Raw genomic sequence first — 21,092 nt, 5'->3', positions numbered from 1 at the left:
CTCCTATTCAGCGTTGAAATAACCCGAAATAATTGCATTACAAATCGACATAATCAATGCCGCGACCATCGCCATCCCGAAGTTAGAAATCTGAAAGTTCTGTGCTCCCACAAAGAAGCTGGTTAATTCCAACATGGCCGCGTTGATCACGATGGAAAACAACCCTAACGTTAAAAATGTGATCGGTAACGATAAAATCACCAAGAACGGTTTAATGCCGGCGTTTAGAATCGCCAACACTAAGCTCGCAACCAGTGCATACCACACGCTTGAAACGTGGAAACTGTTTCGGAAAAAGCCCGCAATTGCCATAAAGAGCAATGCGTCAATGATAATGCGTTGCCAAAATTTCATTCTCTCACCTATTTCTCTCTATTTATCGTGCTTATCATGGACATCACGTTCCTCGGCATGGATTTCTTTGCGGCCCCGACGCTCCGACCGCGACTGACCACTAAATAAGTCACCAAAGACATTGAACGTGGCCGCGTCGTTATCCCCATCCGCTGACGGAATCGTCCACAGTAACACGCCGTACAGCACAATTGCTAACAACGGCATGATGAAGTGCGGTGGCAAAAAAATGGCCAACAATAAATAGCCAATTCTGAGCACCGTTGCGTTGATGTGTAAATACGCACCAAGGCCCCCGAAAACGCCGCCAATCCACCGATCTGTGCGTGACTTTGTTAATTTAGCTCGCTTCATCCAATCCAGACCTCACAATCCCATGAATTATCACTTTGAATGTCCTAATTTTAGCGCATTCACGCGCCTCTCGCCAACTTTTCACCATGACTTATGATAAACCACAAAAATATTTCCTGCGACCAGTCGGCCTCATGACAATAAAACGCAAAAAACACCTCAGGCGATTCTAGCCCAGGTGTCATTGTTAACTGTTGCTAGCGTGATGAGCCTACGCTGCAATGTACTTATTCATTATTTGTTGGCTTATTTGTTTCCGCTTCTGCTTGCTGGTGATCATTTCTCGGGTTCAATTCCACGATTTTCCCCGTTTGTAAGTAAACGATCCATTCACAGATATTCGTTACGTAATCACCAATTCGCTTCAAGTATTGCGCAACGGCCAAGTAATCGGTTGTACCGATGACAACCTCTGGGTCCTGCCGCATTTGGTCAATGCTTTCCATGTAAATAAGTTGGTAGTAATCGGCTGCCCGGGCGTCGGTTTTGGCAATTTCTTTTGCCCGAACCCCTTCTTCTTTAACGTAGGCCGCCAAAACATCGGCGACCATTTGTTGAACAATCGTCCCCATTTCTGAGACGTGCTGTTCGATGCTGGCGACCCGCTTGTTGCCCTTCACCCGAATGGTCGAGTGGGCCACACTTCGCGCGTAGTCCCCCATGCGTTCAAGGTCAGAAACAGCTTTCAAAATGGTCACAATTTCACGTAAATCAGTCGTCACTGGTTGGTACAACGCAATCATCTCAAAAGATTTCTTTTCAAGCTGAACCTCCCGATCATTAATGAGGTGGTCATGATCAATCACTTCCTGGGCGAGTGCCCGATCATGATTCACAAACGAGGTCACCGCCTTACCAATCGCTTCTGAAACGAGCATCCCCATTTCCGTGAAACTGGTGTCTAAATCATTTAATTCATCGTCAAACAATCGCCGCATGATGTGTTCTCCCCTTACTTTAAATTGACTGGTTACCCAAATCGACCAGAAATGTAGTCTTGTGTCTGCTGCTTTTCTGGATTCATAAACATTTGCTTCGTGTCACTGGCTTCAACAAGCTCGCCTTGCAAAAAGAAGGCGGTGCGATCTGCAATCCGTGACGCTTGTTGAAGGTTGTGGGTCACGGTAATGATCGTGTAATCATAGCGCAGTTTTAACAGTGTTTCTTCCACAACGTGGCTGGACACTGGGTCGAGGGCGCTAGTCGGTTCATCCAATAATAGCACGGTTGGTGAGACGGCTAGAACCCGAGCGATACAAACCCGTTGCTGTTGACCGCCAGACAGTGCCAACGCATTTTTTTGTAAATCATCCTTCACTTCATCCCAAACAGCGGCCTGCTTCAAACTATGTTCCACCGCTTCATCCAAGACCTGTTTATCATGAATCCCGGCCAAGCGAAGTCCGTAAATAACGTTTTCATAGATGGAAAACGGGAACGGATTGGGTTGTTGAAAGACCATCCCAACCTCTTTTCTAAGCGCCACAACATCTGTATCTGGTGCATACACATTCTGCCCATTGAACATCACGTTCCCGGTGATCGTCACACCATCAATCAAATCATTCATTCGGTTCAAACACCGCAAAAACGTCGACTTCCCACAACCAGACGGACCAATGAGCGCGGTGATGCCTTTTTCAGGGAACGTTAAATCGATGCCCTTTAGTGCTTCCTTTTTACCATAAAATAGGTGTAAATTGTCAACCGCCATAATTGCTGTCATTGACTGTCCTCCCGCCGATCTTAGCCAAAATTCCCAGAAATATAATCATTTGTAATCGTTACTTTTGGTCGGGTAAAGATTTTTCTCGCCTCGTCATACTCTAACACCTTGCCCATGTGGAAGAAGGCGGTGTAGTCACTGATGCGGGCTGCTTGTTGCATATTATGGGTCACGATCACAATCGTGTAGTGTTCTTTCAATTGCAACAGTGTATCTTCAATTTGCGATGTTGCCACTGGATCCAACGCACTTGCCGGTTCGTCCATTAACAAAATATCTGGCTTCATGGCAATCGCCCGGGCGATGCACAACCGCTGCTGTTGCCCACCGGACAACGATAAGGCACTTTGATGCAACTCATCTTTAACCTGGTCCCACATGGCCGCTTGGCGTAAGGAGGTCTCCACAATTTCATCCAACTGTTGCTTATCGCGTAAGCCCCGTTGTTTAAGGGCAAACGTAATGTTGTCGTAGATTGACTTTGCAAAGGGGTTGGGGCGTTGGAACACCATGCCGATGTGCCGCCGCATCTCGTACACGTCAATTTGGTCGCTATTAATGTCCAGGCCGCGGTACATAATCTGGCCGTCCACCCGAGCAATGCCATCGTTCATGCGGTTAAGTGACCGCAAAAAGGTCGATTTCCCGGAGCCTGACGCGCCGATTAACGCGGTAATATTATACCGTTCAAACTGAAGATCCCCTTCACTTAACGCTTCGTTGTCCCCATAGTAGACGTGGAGATTTTTCGTGGTTAACGCAATTTCATGAGTTTCCTCGTCCAATTGCTTAATGAACCGCTCTGGCGGCGTTGATGTCAATGTGTCTGTTAACGTTGTCATCAGATATCACTCCTTTGAAGTTAATTACCCGCCGTTAGCCGCCGATATAACCGCCGGCCTAACCACCGTGCTAAGACATTAAATAAGAGGACGGCCAAAACAAGAACCGCTGAGGCACCAGCTGAAACGGCACTGGCATCAGGCATAATCCCCTCTGAATTGATCTTCCAAATGTGAACTGCCAACGTTTCCGCTGGTCGCATTGGATTTAACGGGCTGGAAATGTTAAACGGATTCCAATCCGCAAAGTTCAGGGCCGGTGCTGATTGCCCCGACGTGTAGATCAGTGCGGCGGCTTCACCAAAGACCCGCCCGGCGCTTAAAATCACCCCGGTTAAAATACTTGGGACCGCTGCTGGCAGAATAACGTGTGTGACCGTTTCCCACCGGGACAGGCCCAATGCGAGTCCTGCTTCACGCTGGAGGTTCGGAATGGCGGCCAGCGCCGTCTCAATGCTCCGGGTCAACAACGGAAGGTTAAAAAACGTTAACGCCAACGCCCCTGACAGGATGGAAAAACCCATCTTGAAGCGAACAACGAACAGGAGAAAACCAAACAACCCCACAACAACCGATGGTAATGAACTTAAAATTTCAATGGCCGTCCGAACCAAACTCGTCAGCCAATTTTTCTTAGCGTATTCATTCAAATAAATCCCAGCACCTAACGCAATTGGGAATGAAATCAACATGGTTAGGATCAACAAGTAAAACGAGTTAAACAATTGAAGCCCAATTCCGCCGCCAGCAGTGAAGGCCTTTGCCGGTGTCACCAAGAAGTGCCACGTCAGCTTTGGCAGCCCAGCCACTAAAATATAGCCGAGTAAGAAAACCAAAATCAGAATGACAATCCCGGCGATGGCGTAGAAGACACCCGTTGCAATTTTATCCGCTGTTTTTGGATTCATTAGCGTAGCGCCCCCTTCCGACCGATCAACCGGATGACCAGGTTAAAGAATAGTGACATTAACAGCAGAACCAACGCAAGTGACCACAAGGCGTTGTTTTGCAAACTCCCCATGACCGTGTTTCCGATCCCCTGCGTCAGCACGGACGTTAACGTTGACGATGGTGACACCAAGTTGTTTGGAAGCAACGTTGCGTTCCCCACCACCATTTGAACGGCCAGCGCCTCACCAAAAGCCCGTGCCATCCCAAAAACGATGGCGGTTAAGATGCCTGGTGTTGCGGCCCGAAGCACCACTTTACGTGTCGTTTGCCACCGTGTTGCACCAAGTGCCAAGGAAGCTTCCCGATAGTAACGGGGGACAGACTTCAACGTATCCGCCGTCATTGAGGTGATCGTTGGTAAAATCATGACGAATAAGACGATTGTTCCTGAGAGAATCCCAAACCCACTCCCACCAAAAATGTGCCGAATAAACGGAACCACCACGGACAGTCCGATAAAGCCATACACAACGGACGGAATTCCAACCAGCAGTTCTGTAACGGGCTGTAAAATCTTGGCCCCGTGTTTTGGCGCAATCTCATTCATAAAGACTGCTGTCCCGATGGCAAATGGCGTTGCTAGAATCGCCGATAATAACGTGATCAAAAAGGACCCGACAATCATTGGCAGTGCACCGAGTTGTGGTTGGCCGTTAGCCCCCTTCACCGAAGGATCCCACGTCTTACCACTTAAAAATGACCAAACATTGATGTGATTATCAAAGAACGTTGCCAACCCTTTTGCAGCGACAAACCAGAAAATCGCAATGACCACCGCCAAAATTAGCATTAGTGCCAAGAAGCTCACCGTGCGCCCGCGCCGCTCAATTCGTGTCGCCCGGGATGTTTTTTGAAGCTGAGCCTTAATTGAATCTGTTGATGTTTCTTTCATCTTTACGCTCCCTTTAACGAATCGTCGTCACAACACCGGTGACGCTCCGGTCAACCTTCATTTGTGCCATGCTGATATAGCCTAATTGTTTCACCAGGGTGGACTGGATTTTATCCGACTGAATGTACGTCAAGAATCCCTTTGTCACACCAGTTGGTTGGCCGTTAGTATACATATGTTCATAGGACCAAACCTTCCACGCATTGGTCTTAACGTTTGCATCCGTTGGCTTCACCCCGTTGAGTGAAACTGGTTGAACCGTCTTATTAACGTAAGAAAAGGCCACGTAACTAATGGCACCCGGTGTCGTGCCGACAATGGAGCGCACCATCCCGGATGAATCTTGCTCCTGGGCCGTTGCCACTTTATGCTTCTTCAACGCCCACCGCTCAAAGGTTGACCGAGTTCCTGACCCTTGGGCGCGGTTAACGATCGTAATTGGAACGTCATGGCCACCAACCTGGCGCCAGTTTGTGTACGTCCCGTCAAATACTTTTTGTAATTGTGCCGTTGTTAAGTTAGTGACCCCAGCATCCTTACTGACAATGGGCGTAATTCCCACAACAGCAACCCGGTGATCCACAAGGTGTTTCGCCTTGATCCCCGCCTGTTCACTCGCAAAGACATCCGAGTTCCCAATGGCAACGGCACCCTCTTGAATCTGGCTCAATCCGGTCCCTGAGCCACCACCCTGGACATTAATAAACACGCCAAAGTGTTCGCTACTATATTGTTCACCGGCGGCTTCAACTAAGGGTTGAAGCGCTGTGGACCCTACTGCCGTAATCGAGCCACCCGTGTTTGTCTGTTCACGCTGTCGATATCCTAAACCCAATAACCCACCAATTACGACGATGATGATTACCGTAATTGTTAGTTGTCGTTTGTTCATTTAGACCCCTCCTCGACCATCTCTAACTCACCTCCTAGTGTATAAAATGGATGTAAAGGCCCGTTGGTCAATGTGTAAAGGTTGTGTAAAGGTCGCAAAAAAGGCCGTGTCGCACCGCATACACCGTTTAAAAAACGATTCATGCGCCGCTAACACGGCCCGTTATTATTTGGGAAAGCTAACCGTCATCGTTGTGCCGACATCCGGTTGACTCTGAACACCCACGGTTCCGCCGAGCAACTCAACGAGTTCCTTAACAATCGCTAAACCAAGACCGGTTCCTGGTACCCGTTGTTTGGTATGCGACAACTCTGCACGATAAAACCGCTCAAAAATTCGTGCTTGTTGTGCCGGCGTCATGCCGTAACCAGTGTCCTTGACCTGCAACTGCCAGTTCCCCGTTGATGTGGTCGTCAGGCCAAACCTAATTGTCCCTTGCTGGTGATTATACTTTATCGCGTTCGACAACAGATTTTTAACAATCTGTGTCAGCATCCCCGCATCGCTCATTACAATGGTTCCCGCCGGAATGTCGTTTATCACCATCAACTCACGACGGTCAATGGACTGCCCCTGAAGCTTCAATTGTGCTGCCACCAACTCTGAAAGATTAACGGCGACCGGCGTTGTGGTTCGCCGTTGCGGATTTTGAAGCCGCGATACGGACAAAACATCTTCAATCAAATCCATCAGTTGGTGCGATTGTTCATCAATGATTTTTAAAAATTCCTGCCGGGTTTCTGGATCATTCTGCGCCCCGTTTAACAGCGTTTCCGTGAAGCCTGCAATGGCTGTCAACGGTGTCTTCAACTCATGTGACGCATTGGAAACAAAATCAAGTTGCATTTGTTCAATTTGCGTCACTTCGGTTAGATCGTACAGGAGCACCAGCACCTGTTCGTGGTGCGGACGGGGCTGATTATACAAGGTTGAGACTTCCAGCGTCCGCGTCGCTGCTGGTAACGTCAGGGTTAACGTTTGCCGCCGATTTGTGTGCTCACGGAGCGTCGTTTCGATCTGTTCGGTTAACGCATACTGCTGAACATCAACCGTGTATGGGTGTGGAATCGGGGTACTCGCAATTTCCAGTAGCTGCGCTGCCATCGGATTAAGCAACTGGGTCTGCCGGCGCCAGTCAATGGCAATTACACCAACAGGCAAATACTCCAGAAGACTATCCAGTTCACTTTCTTGGCGCTGAAAAACGTGGTTTTGGTGCCGTAATTCATCAGCCGCCATGTTGATTGCCTGCGTTAAATCTGCGTAAGCATGGTTTGGCGGTAGCAGTAATCGGTGTGTTTTTGCCGGATCATTAAGGTGCAAGACTTGCCCCGTTATATCACGAAGGACCCGTTCTTGACGCGCCATTAACCACCACAACCCAATAAATTCACCTATTGCCGTTATTAGCACCGCAATGACGACCGCCACGTGATGTTGTGGGCTTGTCAGCGCCCATAAAGCAATCAAAAGGAACCCATTAAACAGGGTGGTGCCCCAAAGTAAGCGTCGTTTCAGCGTTTGCATTCGTTGTTACTCCCCGAATTGATACCCAAACCCCCGCACCGTTTTTAGCAGTTGCGGATGTTTGGGGTCAACTTCAATTTTTTCACGTAGATGGCTAATGTGCATATCGACCATCCGGCTGTCACCAGCATAATTGTAGCCCCACACGCCGTTAAGAAGCGCCTCGCGACTCAACACCCGTCCCTGACGCTGCACAAGGTAATCCAGTAGTTCAAACTCCTTTGGCGTCAATGCAATCGGCTGGCCCGCCCGCATGACCCGCAAGCGGTCTTCATCAACTGATAACTCGCCCACCGTAATGACGGGGTGGGTTGGTTCAACGCTGGCACTTGGCGCATTACGCCGCGTAACGGCTTTAATTCGTGCAATAATTTCGCGTGGGGAAAACGGCTTAACGACGTAATCATCCGCACCAATTTCTAGCCCAAAGACCCGGTCAAATTCATCGCCTTTAGCAGTCACGATGATGATAGGCGTTTGAATTCCGGCACGACGCGCTTGCTTTGTGACTTCAAGCCCGTCTAACTCTGGCAACATTAAATCTAGTAGGACACAAAAATAGTCTTCCGTCTGAATCTTAGCCAATGCACTCAAGCCATCCGTTGCGATCTCAACGGCATACCCAGCCTGTTCAAGGTTATAGCGAAGCAATGTTACAATGCTCGGTTCATCATCTACCACTAAAATGCGTTTTGTCATGAGCCCTTCTCCAGCCACCTTTTTCCACAGATCACCATTTGTCACGTGCAGTATAGCATATTTTAGGTACAAAAAGGACCCGCCACACCGTGTGTTAGCGGGTCCTTTCACCTTAATCAGGATTTTTTTGTTTCAGGTTCCACTGCAAGTACGCATCAATAAACGGATCTAAATCACCGTCCAAGACCGCCTGTCCGTTCCCCGTTTCGTACCCCGTTCGGTGATCCTTCACCAACGTGTACGGTTGGAAAACGTAGGAGCGAATCTGTGAGCCCCAGCCAATTTCCATCTGGGTTCCCTCTAACTTCGCCTTTTCTTCGGCCTTCTTTTGTTCTTCACGTTCGTACAACTTCGCCTTTAACATGGCCATTGCCGTGTCTTTATTTTGGAACTGTGACCGTTGGGCCTGTGATGACACAACAATCCCAGTTGGTTCATGAATCAACCGAACCGCGGATGAGGTTTTATTGATGTGCTGACCACCGGCACCACTAGAACGGAAAACTTCCATCCGAATGTCATCCGGATTCAGATCCACCTCAATGGAATCATCCAATTCTGGCATAACATCCACACTCACAAAGGACGTGTGGCGCCGTCCAGCTGAATCAAACGGGGAAATCCGAACAAACCGGTGAACCCCTTTTTCACTTCGCAAATAACCGTAAGCGTTGGTTCCTGAAATGAGGATGGTCGCGCTATTTAACCCCGCAACGTCCCCCGCTTGGTAATCCACAATATCGACCTTGAACTGGTGTTGTTCTGCCCACCGCGTGTACATCCGCAGAAGGTTTTGACCCCAGTCCTGTGATTCGGTCCCACCAGCACCGGGATGAATTTCCAGAATGGCATTGTTTCCATCGTACGGTTCATCCAACAGTTGGGTTAGGCGGTACGCCTGTAACCGTTTCTCAGTTGCAGCCACATCATCGTCCAATTGTGCCATCATTTCGTCATCTGGTTCATCGTCCAGCAATTCAATGGTGAGGGCCAGATTTTCCACGGCCTCATCCAGCTCCATAAACGTGTCGTGTTTTGCCTTCAACGCATTGTTGGCATCAATCACCGTTTGGGCCGCCACGTTGTCGTTCCAAAAATCCGGTTCGGCCATTCGGGCTTCATTTTCAGCAATGCTCTGATCTAGGGCATCGAGGTCAAAGTGACCCCCTAAAGTTCGTGATCTGTTGCTGCATGTCGGCTAACCGTTGTTTTGCTTCAGCTAGTTCCATAACATTCACTCCTTATTTCGTTAATTTAACGTTCTAAACAATTTGTCCTTCATAAACCAAAACGACTGACTTCCCGCATTGGAAAATCAATCGTTTTGATGTGCATTCACTCCACGGAATTAAATCACGATTACCGCGAATTAACGTTCCATATTTTGCCGAATTTCACTCTTCATGAAGAGACGGGTTGCGTCATATTCAATGTCGAAGACCATTTCTTCAAACATCGTAAAGGCGTTACTTTGGTATTCAATCAGTGGGTTCAGCTGACCATAACCACGTAATTGAATGGATTGGCGAAGCTGGTCCAGTGTGTCAATGTGATCAGTCCAGTGAGAATCCACACAACGGAGGATAACCACCTTTTCGAATTCAAGCATTTGGTTAGGATCGTACAGCTGCTTTTGTTTAGCTTGGTAAACGTCTTCGGCCCGGTCCATCAAGTAAGCCTTAATGTCCGCTGCTGATTTGCCAGACAACGTTTCAACGGAAATGGTGTCTTCATCAACCATTGCAGCCGTTGCGAAGTCGGCAATGCTTTCAAGTTCCCAGTTAGCCTGGTCACCATTTGTATGCATATCAACGATGCGGTTAACGGTCCGTTCAATCATCGGCATGATGACCCACTTCAAGTCATCTGGTTCGGTGATCACAGTTTGCCGTTGCTTATAGATAACTTCACGTTGTTCACGCATAACGTCATCGTATTGCAGCACGTTCTTCCGGGAATCATAGTTATTCCCTTCAACCCGCTTTTGAGCAGATTCAACTTGCCGCGTGATTAACCGGCTCTTAATGACCGCGTCATCTTCCTCAACATTCATCCGTTGAAGCAGTGACTTGACCCGTTCAGAACCAAACCGGAGCATCAAATCATCTTCTAATGACAAGTAGAACTGTGAAAAACCAGGATCCCCTTGCCGTCCAGAACGGCCCCGAAGTTGGTTATCGATCCGCCGTGATTCATGACGTTCCGTCCCAATCACAGCAAGACCACCAAGTTCACGAACCCCAGGTCCAAGCTTGATATCCGTTCCACGACCAGCCATGTTGGTGGCAATGGTTACGGCACCCTTTTGGCCCGCATTCATGATGATTTCAGCTTCGCGGGCGTGGTTCTTCGCGTTCAGCACACTGTGGGGAATGTTCATTTCATCCAACTGGTGTGACAAGTATTCAGACGTTTCCACGGCCACGGTCCCAATTAACATTGGCTGACCCTTTTCGTGAAGTCGGTTAATTTCGTCCACAACCGCGTTAAACTTACTCTTCAAACTTGGGTACAGTAAGTCTGGTTCATCCTGTCTCAAAACCGGTTTGTTCGTTGGAATTGTGATAACTTCCATGTTGTAAATTTCACGGAATTCTTCTTGTTCCGTCTTCGCCGTCCCGGTCATCCCGGAAAGCTTGTCGTACATCCGGAACAAGTTTTGGTACGTGATGTTGGCCATCGTCTTGGTTTCTTCTTGGATGTCCACATGTTCTTTAGCTTCCAACGCTTGGTGCAAGCCGTCAGAGAACCGCCGGCCTTCCATGATCCGTCCGGTAAAGGAGTCAACGATTTGAACTTCCCCTTCTTGAACCACATAGTCCTTGTTGTTGAACATGATGAAGTTGGCCCGCAACGCCTGGTCAATATGGTGTGTTAGCGCCGTATTTTCAGTATCGTACAGATTTTTTAGATCGAAGTATTTTTCAGCCTTCCGGTTTCCTTCATCCGTCAGTGAAACGGTCTTTGATTCAAGGTCAACCTTGTAATCCGTCTTTTCACGTAACGTCTTTGCAAACAGGTCAACCCGTTCGTACAGGTTTGTATTTCCGGCTGAACCACCTGAAATAATCAACGGTGTCCGTGATTCATCGATCAAAATGGAGTCAACTTCATCAATGATCGCAAAGTTTAGCCCACGTTGAACTTGGTCATCCTTGTAAACGACCATGTTATCACGAAGGTAATCAAACCCAATTTCACCGTTTGTTGAGTAGGTAATGTCAGAATCGTACGCTTCCCGCTTTCCAGCAGCAGACTTTTCAGCTCCGTTGATCCCAACGCTTAATCCTAGCCAGTTGTACAGTTCACCCATTTCCGTCGCGTCACGAGCAGACAGGTATTCGTTAACCGTAACAACGTGAACCCCTTTACCTGATAATGCATTGAGGTACACGGGCATGGTTGCCGTCAGGGTCTTCCCTTCACCAGTCTTCATTTCCGCAATATCACCATGATGGAGGACAATCCCCCCCATGATTTGAACCCGGAATGGAAAGAGGCCTAAAACCCGTTTGGCTGCTTCACGCGCAACACCAAAGGCTTCTGGCAGCAAATTATCCAAGGTTTCGCCATTTTGATAGCGTTCTTGGAATTCAGGCGTTTTTGCCTGTAATTCTTCATCACTTAATTTTGCATATTCATCTTCATAAGCCATGACTTCATCAGCCGTTTGGCCTAACCGACGAACTTTACGGGCATCTGATTCAACCCAATTTTTTAAGAGGTTTGGCATACAGTAACTTTTTCCTTCCCTTAGGCGCGTTAATGTTACAAACCGCGCAGTATATCAACTATATATTTTAGCATTAGATGGCCGTATTTAAAACTGGTTCGCCCGATTTAGCCACAGATTCCTCTTAATCCTAACGTTCCACTAACATTTACACAACGATGACCCACCCGAATTCCCCGCTTCTCGGTCAAAAATCCGGTGTTCATAGCCAACCACTTCAACAGTTGTCTAGTAAGGCAATAAAAAAAGCACCGCAATTGCGGTGCTTACAATGAACTCCATTTGATTACTTAATCAATACTACCGGCTTGCAATAAACCGTAACGCCCATCATTACGACGGTACACAACATTAACTTCATCAGTCTCTGCATCTTGGTAAATGAAGAAATCATGGCCCAATAAATCCATTTGTAAAATGGCTTCTTCATTATCCATTGGCTTCAGCTGCAGGTTCTTGGTCCGAACCACGTCAAAGCGTGCTTCTGGTTGTTCTTCTTCAACAACCACTTCGTCTGGACGGAAGTCTAAGCCCTTGTAACCCTTTTCCCGAGACTTCCGGTTAACCTTGGTCTTGTATTTACGAACCTGACGTTCCAACCGATCCGACATTGTGTCGATACTCTTGTACAGGTCATCAGATGTTTCTTCTGCCCGTAACGTCAAGTATGGCAACGGAATGGTCACTTCTGCCTTTGCTGTTTTATCTGGATAGACCCGCAAATTAGCATGGGCAACAGCGCTGACATTCGGTTCCAAGTACCGTTCGATCTTGGTTACTTTCTTATCAACATAGTCTCTGAGTGCATCGGTTACTGAGATGTTTTCTCCACGAGTTTGTACATCTAACATAAAACTTCGCTCCCTTCCGAACTAAGTTCCCGCTATGCGGGGGCTTAAGCGCGTTTAGCGCTGTCTTCATGGTGCCACGTTGGGCGTTTACCATGAAGTGGTTTTGATAGGACCACTCTATCGCTACCTGTAACTTTATTATAGCGAACCTGTCGTTAACACTCAATAATAACCCCTCAATAAGGCGCATTAACGCGCTAATGTAAGCCCTGTCAGGGACTTTGGCCCCCGCGTCTTGTAAGACTTGCATGGCAAATCGCATTGTTCGCCCGGTTGTGTACACATCATCAAAGATAAGCACCTGCTGACCGGTCAGTTTTCGACCAGCTTGTCCATCCAGTTCAAACGGTTGTGTTCGGGCTAACCGCGCCGTTCGGCCAAGTCGTGATTGCTGGACCTTCATCACCGTTTGAACCCGTAGCGCCGAAACGACTAGGACACTGTGTGGCAAAAGTAGCGTTGCCTGGTTAAATCCCCGTTTAACTAATGTTGATTGGGCCACCGGCATGGGCACCACGACATCCGGGCGAAGTGCCATAATAGCCGCCGTAACGCTTGGCTGAAAGACCGCCGCCAGCCGACAATCACCAATAAACTTATACGCATGCATAAATGCTTTCATCGCCTCATTGTACTCAAACAGCGCTGCATTTGTGGCCGAAACGTCCGCCATTTGATTCCAACGCTCACAATCATGACATTGGCCAGGTTGTTGTTGAGCACGCCCGCACTGTGGACAGGCAGTCGCCCGGTCAATTCGGGTAAACGTCGCCAAACAACGGTCACACACTGCGCGTTGTGTCAGCGGCCGCAAGCAAAAGAGGCGCCCAATTGGCGGCCGCCAGGAAAGCGGCCGCTGACACATTACACAGGTTGCCATTCAGGCAACCGGCGGCCCTTTCGGTTAACCAGACGAATCTGACGTTGGGCTTCCTTGATCGTTCGCGTTTGTGTACTGACCCATGCGCAAACAAGGCCAGTCGGGCGGTCAGCACTTCGTCCCGCACGGCCTGCCATTTGGACTAACGCCGCACTTGAAAAGACCGGGTCATCCGCACCTAAAATCAACACATCAATGCCCGGTAACGTGACCCCCCGCTCTAAGATCGTAGTCGTGATCAACCCCTGAACTTGCCGTTCACGCATTGCTGTCACTTTTTCCAGTCGCTCAGGATCCGTTGCGTGGACCGTCGCAAACGTTAACTTTGGAAAGACACGGGTCAAGATTTTTGCCACGACCGCTAGTTGGGCCACATGTGGGACAAACAGTAAGAAACGTTGCTCACGCTTGATGAATTGGCTTAACACCCGTAACATCCCGGCTGGCAAGTGGTGCCGTGCTAGCTGGTGGCGCCAATTAATCGCCAACCGAACGGTCAATTCTGGCAGAACATGTCCGTGAAAACGTAAGGGTAAGTAACTCAACGTGAGCCGTCCGTGGTGAACATCACGCAATAGTGCCCGGCTTGGTGTTGCTGTCAGATACAACGTCGCGCCCGTTAGTTTTCTAGCGGTTGCGACTGCCACCGCCAAGCGCGGGTTGTGTGCAAATGGAAACGCATCGACTTCATCCACGACGATAACATCAAAGGCGTGGTAAAATCGATAGAGTTGGTGCGTCGTGCACACCGTCAGCTGGCGATACGCATACGGCTGTGTTTGCCGTCCATGCAACACTGCAATTGGGACGCCTGCAAACGCCCGTTTTAACCGTGGCGCAAGCTCCAAGCACACATCGACGCGGGGTGAGGCGACCGCAATTCGGTCACCACGCGCCAGGGCATCCGCCAACCCAGGAAACAACATCTCCGTTTTTCCAGCCCCGGTCACCGCCCACAACAAGTGCTGGCGGCGTTGCTGAAAGACGGTCACGATTACTTGAGCACACGCCGTTTGTAACCGGGTCAGTTCGCCCTGCCATGTTAACGGATGGACTGGCGGCTTAAACGCATTTTGTTCCGGTAACCCCACCAGTTGTTGCCGACTGGTGACCCGCCCAAGCGTTAAGCACGCGGGGCAAAAATAGGTTCCGGTCGGCAGGCGGACCTGGTCGCTTACATGCCACGTCTGGCACCGCTCACAACGAATCCGCCGGCCGTGCTGACTCATGGCCGGCCGTCGCTGCAAGGATGCCACTTGGCGCAGATCAACGTCACTCAATTCATCGGATAGTAACTGCCGTCCATATAATTGTTCTGGATTCATGGTTGCCCCCTTTTACATCTATCAGTACATACGTTAAGTCCCCTAAAAATATTTTCACGAGGTTATTTTATGTCAGTCCCCCCATTTTTATCCCTTGCTGAACCACACGAAGCAGAGCAAACCATTAAAAAATCACGGTTTATCGGTAACGCGGCACCAATCACCTCAGAAGAGGACGCGCAGGCCTTTCTGACCAGCGTTAGCGACGCCCTTCCAAAGGCCAACCACCATACGTTTGCTTACGTTATCGGCGACCACGATGAAATCACCCGCCAAAGTGACGGCGGTGAGCCCAGTGGCACGGCAGGATCGCCGCTCCTAAACGTCATTACCCGACTTGGCTTGCACAACGTGATCATTGTGGTCACCCGCTTCTTTGGTGGCATCAAGCTCGGTGCCGGCGGACTCATTCGGGCTTACGGCAGCACGGCCAGCCTGGCCGCAGCCGGTTCCGTGGTTGCCCGGCAACGGCTAGCACGTTACCAAATTACGCTCAGTTATCAACAGGCCGAACCACTCACACCGTGGCTCACCGACCGTGTCGTCACCGTCGTGGATACTGCTTACGCGGTCGCCGTGACGTTTACCGTGCTGGTTAACGCGGCAGACGCCACGTTTGTCACCGATCTCACCAGTAAAACCAACGGTCAAGCGCAAATCGTTGATACCGGGGAGACGTTTGCGTTTGTTCCTTATGATCCAGAAACGACCAAATAAAAGCAGCCCTCCATCACTGATGAAGGGCTGCTTTTATTAGACACTATTGTTTTAAGTGGTAATTGTACGTGGACACGATGATGTTTTCACGTGAATTCAACACCGTCCGTAACCGCAAACTGGTTTGGTTATGCAGAATGTTTTGCCATGGTCGCCGTGGAACGAACTGTGGAACCAGCACCGTAGTACTGTAATTTCGTTCCGCCGCCCGTTTCGCAATGACATCACAGAACCGCAGCACAGGTCCAGAAACTGACCGGTACGAGGAGTGGATGTCCACAAACCGAACGTTTGGGAAGTCCCGTTTGAACTCAGCAACGGTCTCCCGTTCCTTATTTGGGTTTTGGTCAAACGACACGTGCATCGCAATGACGTAATCCCCAATGGATTCCGCGTAGTCGATGGCACTTTTGGTCACCCGCGTCACGTTCGAAACCAACACGATTACCGTCGCCCCATCATAGTGATGTGGCTTGGCCTCTGCATTTTCAGCAACCCGCAATTGGGCAGCCACCGTTTTATAATGGGAGTGAATTTTATGGAACATCCACAGTAAGCCCACCATAACGATTGGGTAAGGCCACACGTTACTAAACCGGGTCATGAACAAGAAGATGGCAATGGCGGCGGAGATAAACGCCCCAATAAAGTTAATGAACGCTTTGCCTTGCCAGAACCCTTCCCGTTCACGCCGCCAGTGAATGATCATTCCTGATTGTGATAACGCAAACGGAACGAACACCCCGACAGCATACAGTGGGATCAGTAACGTTGTTTGGGCGTCAAAGATCACGATCAACGCAATCGCCCCTAATGCCAACGTGATGATCCCATTGGAATAACCCAACCGGTCCCCACGGTCCATGTAAGCATGGGGCAGGTTTTTATCCTTAGCCAGGTTGTACGCCAAGATTGGGAACGCTGAGAACCCGGTGTTGGCGGCAACAGCTAAGATCATGGCCGTCGACGTTTGCAACAGGTAGTACAGTAAGCCGTGGCCAAATACACCGGCCCCAATTTGAGAAAGGACCGTTTGTGTTGCCATTGGCTTGATACCCAACCAGTAGTTGATAAACGTAATGCCAGCAAAGAACAGGGCCAAAATTGTGGCCATGATGGCCAACGTTGCAGCGGCATTGTTTGTCTTTGGTTTTTTAAAATTCGGCACCGCATTACTGATGGCTTCGACCCCGGTCAGTGAAGATGATCCAGAACTAAACGCCTTGATGAACAGTAACGCCGTCATGCCCTTAACGGGCGCTCCAACGGCGGCAGTAGCGTGGTAGGCAACCTGTCCCGTAACGATGTTGTAAATCCCGACAATGATCATCAGTAAGATCATGCCGACGAAGAAGTACACCGGAATGGTCAGGAAGTTGGCTGACTCACTCATCCCCCGAAGGTTCAGGGTCATAACGAACAGCACGATGACAACGGAAATCAAGACCTGATGGTGATACAACGACGGAATCGCCGACGTGATTGCCTCGGTTCCTGACGTCACGGAAACCGCCACGGTCAACATGTAGTCAACTAACAGTGACCCCCCAGCAACAAGTCCCGCGGGCCGTCCCCAGTTAGTTGAAGCCACCACATAGGCGCCACCACCAGATGGATACGCGTGAATAATTTGTTGATAGGACAGCGTGATCGCCAATAACAGAATCAAAACGATTCCGGCAATCGGCAGTGAGAACCAAATGGCGGCTGCGGATAAGGTTACCAACACCGTCGTAATTTGTTCTGTCCCATACGCCACAGATGACAATGCATCTGAGGACAAGAGCGCCAAGGCTTTAAACTTCGTTAGGGCCTGGCCACCCTCATCCAATGTTTTTAGCGGCTTACCAATTAACAGTCGCTTTAAATAGCGCCACATAAAGAAACTCCTTTAATATCGCCCATTTCACTTAAAAATAGACGCTTTAATTATTTGAATTATCAGCCTGCTTAAGGATCAAAGCTGGCTAAAAACGGCAAAAAAGCCACAACATGGCCGCGGCTTTCTAGCTCACTCATTCTACACTACATTTTGAACAAACACCAAACAAACCTGCGTCTTTTCTCAATGAATTAGCTGATAAATAATTAATAAAAAGCTGTCACTTTTCACATTACTATCCATCATTACGGGCACTAAAAGTGGCGTAAAGCGCGATAAATAAGGGGCTAACACCCATTGGTGTCAGCCCCTTATTTATTAAACAATTTATTATGGTACTAAAACTACATCATTCCGCCCATTTGAGCAGCTTGTGCCGCAGCAGCGGCGTCAGCAGCACCGTTGTCTTGCTTTGGTTCTTCAGCAACAACTGCTTCTGTTGTCAGTAACAATGATGAAACTGAGGCAGCATTTTGCAGTGCTGACCGGGTAACCTTGGTTGGATCCACGATTCCGGCTTCAACCATGTCAACCCATTCATCAGTTGCAGCGTTGTAACCAACGCCTGGCTTTTGTGACTTCAGCTTTTCAACGATTACTGAGCCTTCCTTACCGGCATTAGCAGCAATCTGACGAACTGGTTCTTCCAGGGCACGCAACACAATGTTGATCCCTGTTTGAACATCGCCTTCTTCTGTCAATGCAGCAACGGCGGCAATCACGTTGACCAAGGCAGTCCCACCACCAGATACGAAACCTTCTTCAACAGCGGCCCGTGTTGCATTCAACGCGTCTTCGATCCGGTAACGGCGTTCCTTTAATTCCGTTTCCGTAGCGGCACCAACGTTGATCCGCGCAACACCACCGGATAATTTAGCCAACCGTTCTTGCAACTTTTCTTTATCAAAGTCAGACGTTGTGGCTTCCAGTTCGCTCTTGATGTTAGCAACCCGTTCTTCAACGGCCGCCTTGTTACCTGCACCTTCAACGATGGTCGTGTTGTCCTTAGTAACCGTAACCTTACCTGCTTGACCCAACTGTTCAACGGTTGTGTCCTTCAAGTTCAGGCCAAGGTCATCAGTCACAACGGTTCCGCCAGTCAAGGCAGCGATGTCTTCCAGTTGTGCCTTCCGCCGGTCACCAAAACCAGGCGCCTTAACGGCAACCACGTTGAACGTTCCCCGCATCTTGTTCAATACCAGCGTTGGGAGTGCTTCACCGGTAATGTCATCGGCGATGATCAACAAAGCACGGCCCTGTTCAACAACTGATTGCAGTAATGGCAAGATGTCTTGGATGTTCGCAATCTTCTTGTCGGTAATCAGGATGTATGGGTTGTCTAAGTCAGCTTCCATCTTGTCGTTGTCGGTAACCATGTATTGACTCATGTACCCACGATCAAACTGCATTCCTTCAACAACATCGGACGTTGTTTCGATTCCCTTAGATTCTTCAATGGTGATCACACCATCGTTACCAACCTTTTCCATTGCGTCGGCAATCAACGTCCCGACTTCTGGATCAGCGGCTGAAATGGACGCAATCTGGGCAATGTCAGACTTAGTCTTCACATCGTGGCTCATCTTGTGCAAGGCATCAACGGCGGCATTAGTTGCCTTTTCGATCCCGGTACGAATCCCAACAGGGTTTGCACCAGCCGTAACGTTCTTCATCCCTTCGTTAACGATGGATTGCGTCAACACCGTGGCGGTCGTTGTTCCGTCACCGGCGATGTCGTTTGTCTTGGAAGCAACTTCTGCCACCAACTTAGCACCCATGTTTTCGAAATGATCCTTTAATTCAACGGCCTTGGCAATCGTCACCCCATCATTTGTGATGGTTGGTGAACCATATGTTTGTTCCAAAACGACGTTCCGTCCCTTTGGTCCAAGTGTTGTCTTTACTGTGTTCGCTAATTTATCGACCCCAGCGAGCATTGCGCTCCGGGCGTCTTCTGAAAACTTCAAATCTTTAGCCATTTTTCTGCCACCTCAACTGTATTTTAGTGTGCTGACACATGCTTATTTCGGTTAGTTAACGCTGCGTTGTTATTCAACAACCGCAACGATGTCTTTTTCATGGAGAACCAGGTAGTCATTACCGTTATCTGAAACTTGGGTTCCCGCATACTTGTCAAACATCACAACGTCGCCCGCTTTAACAAGTGGGGCAACCGTCGTTCCGTTATCCAAAATCCGGCCAGTTCCAACTGAGATAACCTTCCCAGTTGTTGGCTTTTCCTGTGCATTACTTGCAAGGACAATGCCACCAATGGTCTGTTCTTCTTCTTCTGAAGCTTGTAAAATAACGCGATCTCCTAATGGTTTTAACACGTTGATTCCCTCCAATATCATTATTATAATCAGAGCTTTTAGCACTCTTATACGTTAAGTGCTAACAACATGCTCTATGATAACCATGCCGCTTTCTGAATGCAAGTGTTTTGGTCAAACTTAGTCAAAAAGTTTTTGCCCAAGCCACTGACGCCCCATTCACCAAGACATACGGCAACGTGAGCCAAATATTTTTTGACAATAAAAAAACATCTGGCTCATTGTCCAAATGTTATTAAACCGTGCTTATTCGTCGTCCTCTTCCCCATCGTCGCCACCTTCGTAATGGTCGATGAAGTAAATCAAGGTTTGTAATTCGTTTGTTAAATCGACGTTTTGAACCCGAATGTTGTCAGGAACCGTTAACCGCCGTGGCGTAAAGTTCAAAATTCCCTGAACACCAGCTTCAACCACTTGATTCGTCACGTCTTGCGCTGTGTCTTCTGGCACACTCACAATTGCAATTTCAATTTGTTGATCCCGCAACTGTTGTACCATCTCATCCAGTGGATAAATTGGCACACCACTTTGAACTGTATTAATGATGGCTTCGTTCACATCAAAAGCGGCACTGATCCGAACGTTACTGTTTTGGTGGAAGTTAAAGTTGAGCAATGCATGCCCAAGGTTCCCAACCCCGATCAACGCAACGTTAGTCAGTTGATCCTGATTTAAGATTCGTTTGAAGAATTCAAGTAATTTAGGCACGTCATAGCCGTAGCCCCGTTTTCCTAGTGCACCAAAATAGGAAAAGTCCCGCCGAATCGTGGCGGAATCCACCTTCACTGCTTCTGACAATTCTGTTGATGAGACGCGCATCTTATCTGCGTTGAGGAGAATGTTCAAGTATCGATAATAAATTGGCAACCGTTTTGCCGTTGCCCGTGGAATTCGTTGTTCAGCCACAGCAGTCACTCCTTTTCTTTCCGCACTTTGCGGGTTATCCTTGTGAAACTCGTTGTAAGGTAAATTATAGCATAGGGCCCCTTATTGTGAAGCATATTTCATATCAGCATTCGGGTATTTCATAAAATCACAAGGGCATTTCACCATTTTTCAATGCGCAAAAGTGGCTTAAACCGGCGTTTCTTTTACTGATTAATTTTTAGACCACTTCTCGAGTGGTTACACGCG

The 21,092-nt window shown here is 48.7% G+C and carries 20 protein-coding genes; 1 reads left to right on the top strand and 19 read right to left on the bottom strand.

Features of this window, described 5'->3' with window-relative positions; all coding sequences use genetic code 11:
• Window positions 1-3: 3 nt before the first annotated feature.
• The 15 genes from ACKTR5_RS01795 to ACKTR5_RS01725 form a co-directional block, all read right to left on the bottom strand.
• Entirely contained in the window at window positions 4-354 is a 351-nt protein-coding gene (locus ACKTR5_RS01795; RefSeq protein WP_407878694.1) for a phage holin family protein, read from the bottom strand.
• Window positions 355-372: 18 nt separating this feature from the next.
• Window positions 373-708 (bottom strand): PspC domain-containing protein, encoded by a 336-nt coding sequence (locus ACKTR5_RS01790; protein WP_407878693.1) that lies wholly within the window; start codon window positions 706-708, stop codon window positions 373-375.
• A gap of 227 nt (window positions 709-935) precedes the next feature.
• On the bottom strand, window positions 936-1,646 hold the full coding sequence (gene phoU, locus ACKTR5_RS01785; protein WP_407878691.1) for a phosphate signaling complex protein PhoU: 711 nt from the start codon (window positions 1,644-1,646) through the stop codon (window positions 936-938).
• Window positions 1,647-1,678: 32 nt separating this feature from the next.
• Window positions 1,679-2,434, bottom strand: coding sequence for a phosphate ABC transporter ATP-binding protein PstB (gene pstB, locus ACKTR5_RS01780; protein WP_407878689.1), 756 nt, complete (start codon window positions 2,432-2,434; stop codon window positions 1,679-1,681).
• A 20-nt stretch (window positions 2,435-2,454) separates the two neighbouring features.
• A complete protein-coding gene (pstB, locus tag ACKTR5_RS01775) occupies window positions 2,455-3,276 on the bottom strand; it encodes a phosphate ABC transporter ATP-binding protein PstB (protein WP_407878688.1) in 822 nt (273 codons plus the stop codon).
• A gap of 20 nt (window positions 3,277-3,296) precedes the next feature.
• On the bottom strand, window positions 3,297-4,184 hold the full coding sequence (gene pstA, locus ACKTR5_RS01770) for a phosphate ABC transporter permease PstA (protein WP_407878687.1): 888 nt from the start codon (window positions 4,182-4,184) through the stop codon (window positions 3,297-3,299).
• Window positions 4,184-5,119 carry a phosphate ABC transporter permease subunit PstC gene (gene pstC / locus ACKTR5_RS01765; protein ID WP_407878686.1) on the bottom strand — a complete coding sequence of 312 codons (936 nt, stop codon included), beginning with the start codon at window positions 5,117-5,119 and terminating at the stop codon, window positions 4,184-4,186. The genes pstA and pstC overlap by 1 nt, the downstream gene beginning before the upstream one ends.
• A 13-nt stretch (window positions 5,120-5,132) precedes the next feature.
• Complete coding sequence (locus ACKTR5_RS01760; protein ID WP_407878684.1) at window positions 5,133-6,011, bottom strand: phosphate ABC transporter substrate-binding protein PstS family protein; 879 nt, start codon at window positions 6,009-6,011, stop codon at window positions 5,133-5,135.
• Window positions 6,012-6,176: 165 nt separating this feature from the next.
• The gene (locus ACKTR5_RS01755) at window positions 6,177-7,538 is read right to left on the bottom strand and encodes a sensor histidine kinase (RefSeq protein WP_407878682.1); all 1,362 of its coding nucleotides are present in this window, start codon (window positions 7,536-7,538) and stop codon (window positions 6,177-6,179) included.
• A 6-nt stretch (window positions 7,539-7,544) separates the two neighbouring features.
• Window positions 7,545-8,237, bottom strand: a complete 693-nt coding sequence (locus ACKTR5_RS01750; protein WP_407878680.1) for a response regulator transcription factor — start codon at window positions 8,235-8,237, stop codon at window positions 7,545-7,547.
• Between the two features lie 112 nt (window positions 8,238-8,349).
• Window positions 8,350-9,466, bottom strand: a protein-coding gene (gene prfB, locus ACKTR5_RS01745; protein ID WP_407878678.1) for a peptide chain release factor 2 whose coding sequence is annotated in 2 segments (ribosomal slippage) — window positions 8,350-9,393 and window positions 9,395-9,466 — 1,116 coding nt in all. Because the reading frame shifts where the segments join, the coding sequence is not laid out codon by codon here.
• Window positions 9,467-9,606: 140 nt separating this feature from the next.
• Window positions 9,607-11,970, bottom strand: a complete 2,364-nt coding sequence (secA, locus tag ACKTR5_RS01740) for a preprotein translocase subunit SecA (protein WP_407878677.1) — start codon at window positions 11,968-11,970, stop codon at window positions 9,607-9,609.
• A gap of 290 nt (window positions 11,971-12,260) precedes the next feature.
• Window positions 12,261-12,821: a ribosome hibernation-promoting factor, HPF/YfiA family gene (hpf, locus tag ACKTR5_RS01735; RefSeq protein WP_407878675.1), complete on the bottom strand. Its 561-nt coding sequence runs from the start codon at window positions 12,819-12,821 to the stop codon at window positions 12,261-12,263.
• Window positions 12,757-13,494: a ComF family protein gene (locus ACKTR5_RS01730; RefSeq protein ID WP_407878674.1), complete on the bottom strand. Its 738-nt coding sequence runs from the start codon at window positions 13,492-13,494 to the stop codon at window positions 12,757-12,759. Before ACKTR5_RS01730 ends, hpf begins: the two co-directional genes overlap by 65 nt.
• A gap of 191 nt (window positions 13,495-13,685) precedes the next feature.
• Window positions 13,686-15,026, bottom strand: a complete 1,341-nt coding sequence (locus ACKTR5_RS01725) for a DEAD/DEAH box helicase (protein WP_407878673.1) — start codon at window positions 15,024-15,026, stop codon at window positions 13,686-13,688.
• 69 nt (window positions 15,027-15,095) lie between these two features.
• On the opposite strand from ACKTR5_RS01725, the gene ACKTR5_RS01720 reads away from it, so the two are divergent.
• On the top strand, window positions 15,096-15,743 hold the full coding sequence (locus ACKTR5_RS01720) for an IMPACT family protein (protein ID WP_407878672.1): 648 nt from the start codon (window positions 15,096-15,098) through the stop codon (window positions 15,741-15,743).
• A 43-nt stretch (window positions 15,744-15,786) separates the two neighbouring features.
• Here ACKTR5_RS01720 and ACKTR5_RS01715 read toward each other — a convergent pair whose 3' ends face one another.
• From ACKTR5_RS01715 to ACKTR5_RS01700, 4 genes are all read right to left on the bottom strand, one after another.
• The gene (locus ACKTR5_RS01715) at window positions 15,787-17,622 is read right to left on the bottom strand and encodes an APC family permease (RefSeq protein WP_407878671.1); all 1,836 of its coding nucleotides are present in this window, start codon (window positions 17,620-17,622) and stop codon (window positions 15,787-15,789) included.
• A gap of 347 nt (window positions 17,623-17,969) precedes the next feature.
• Window positions 17,970-19,604 carry a chaperonin GroEL gene (groL, locus tag ACKTR5_RS01710; RefSeq protein ID WP_407878670.1) on the bottom strand — a complete coding sequence of 545 codons (1,635 nt, stop codon included), beginning with the start codon at window positions 19,602-19,604 and terminating at the stop codon, window positions 17,970-17,972.
• A 69-nt stretch (window positions 19,605-19,673) separates the two neighbouring features.
• A complete protein-coding gene (gene groES / locus ACKTR5_RS01705; RefSeq protein WP_407878669.1) occupies window positions 19,674-19,958 on the bottom strand; it encodes a co-chaperone GroES in 285 nt (94 codons plus the stop codon).
• Between the two features lie 246 nt (window positions 19,959-20,204).
• Complete coding sequence (locus ACKTR5_RS01700) at window positions 20,205-20,864, bottom strand: redox-sensing transcriptional repressor Rex (RefSeq protein ID WP_407878668.1); 660 nt, start codon at window positions 20,862-20,864, stop codon at window positions 20,205-20,207.
• Window positions 20,865-21,092: the final 228 nt, after the last annotated feature.

Origin of the sequence: Furfurilactobacillus entadae (assembly GCF_045862745.1) — a bacterium.
GTDB classification, from domain to species: Bacteria; Bacillota; Bacilli; order Lactobacillales; family Lactobacillaceae; genus Furfurilactobacillus; species Furfurilactobacillus entadae.
This window is presented reverse-complemented; position numbering and strand designations above follow the sequence as displayed.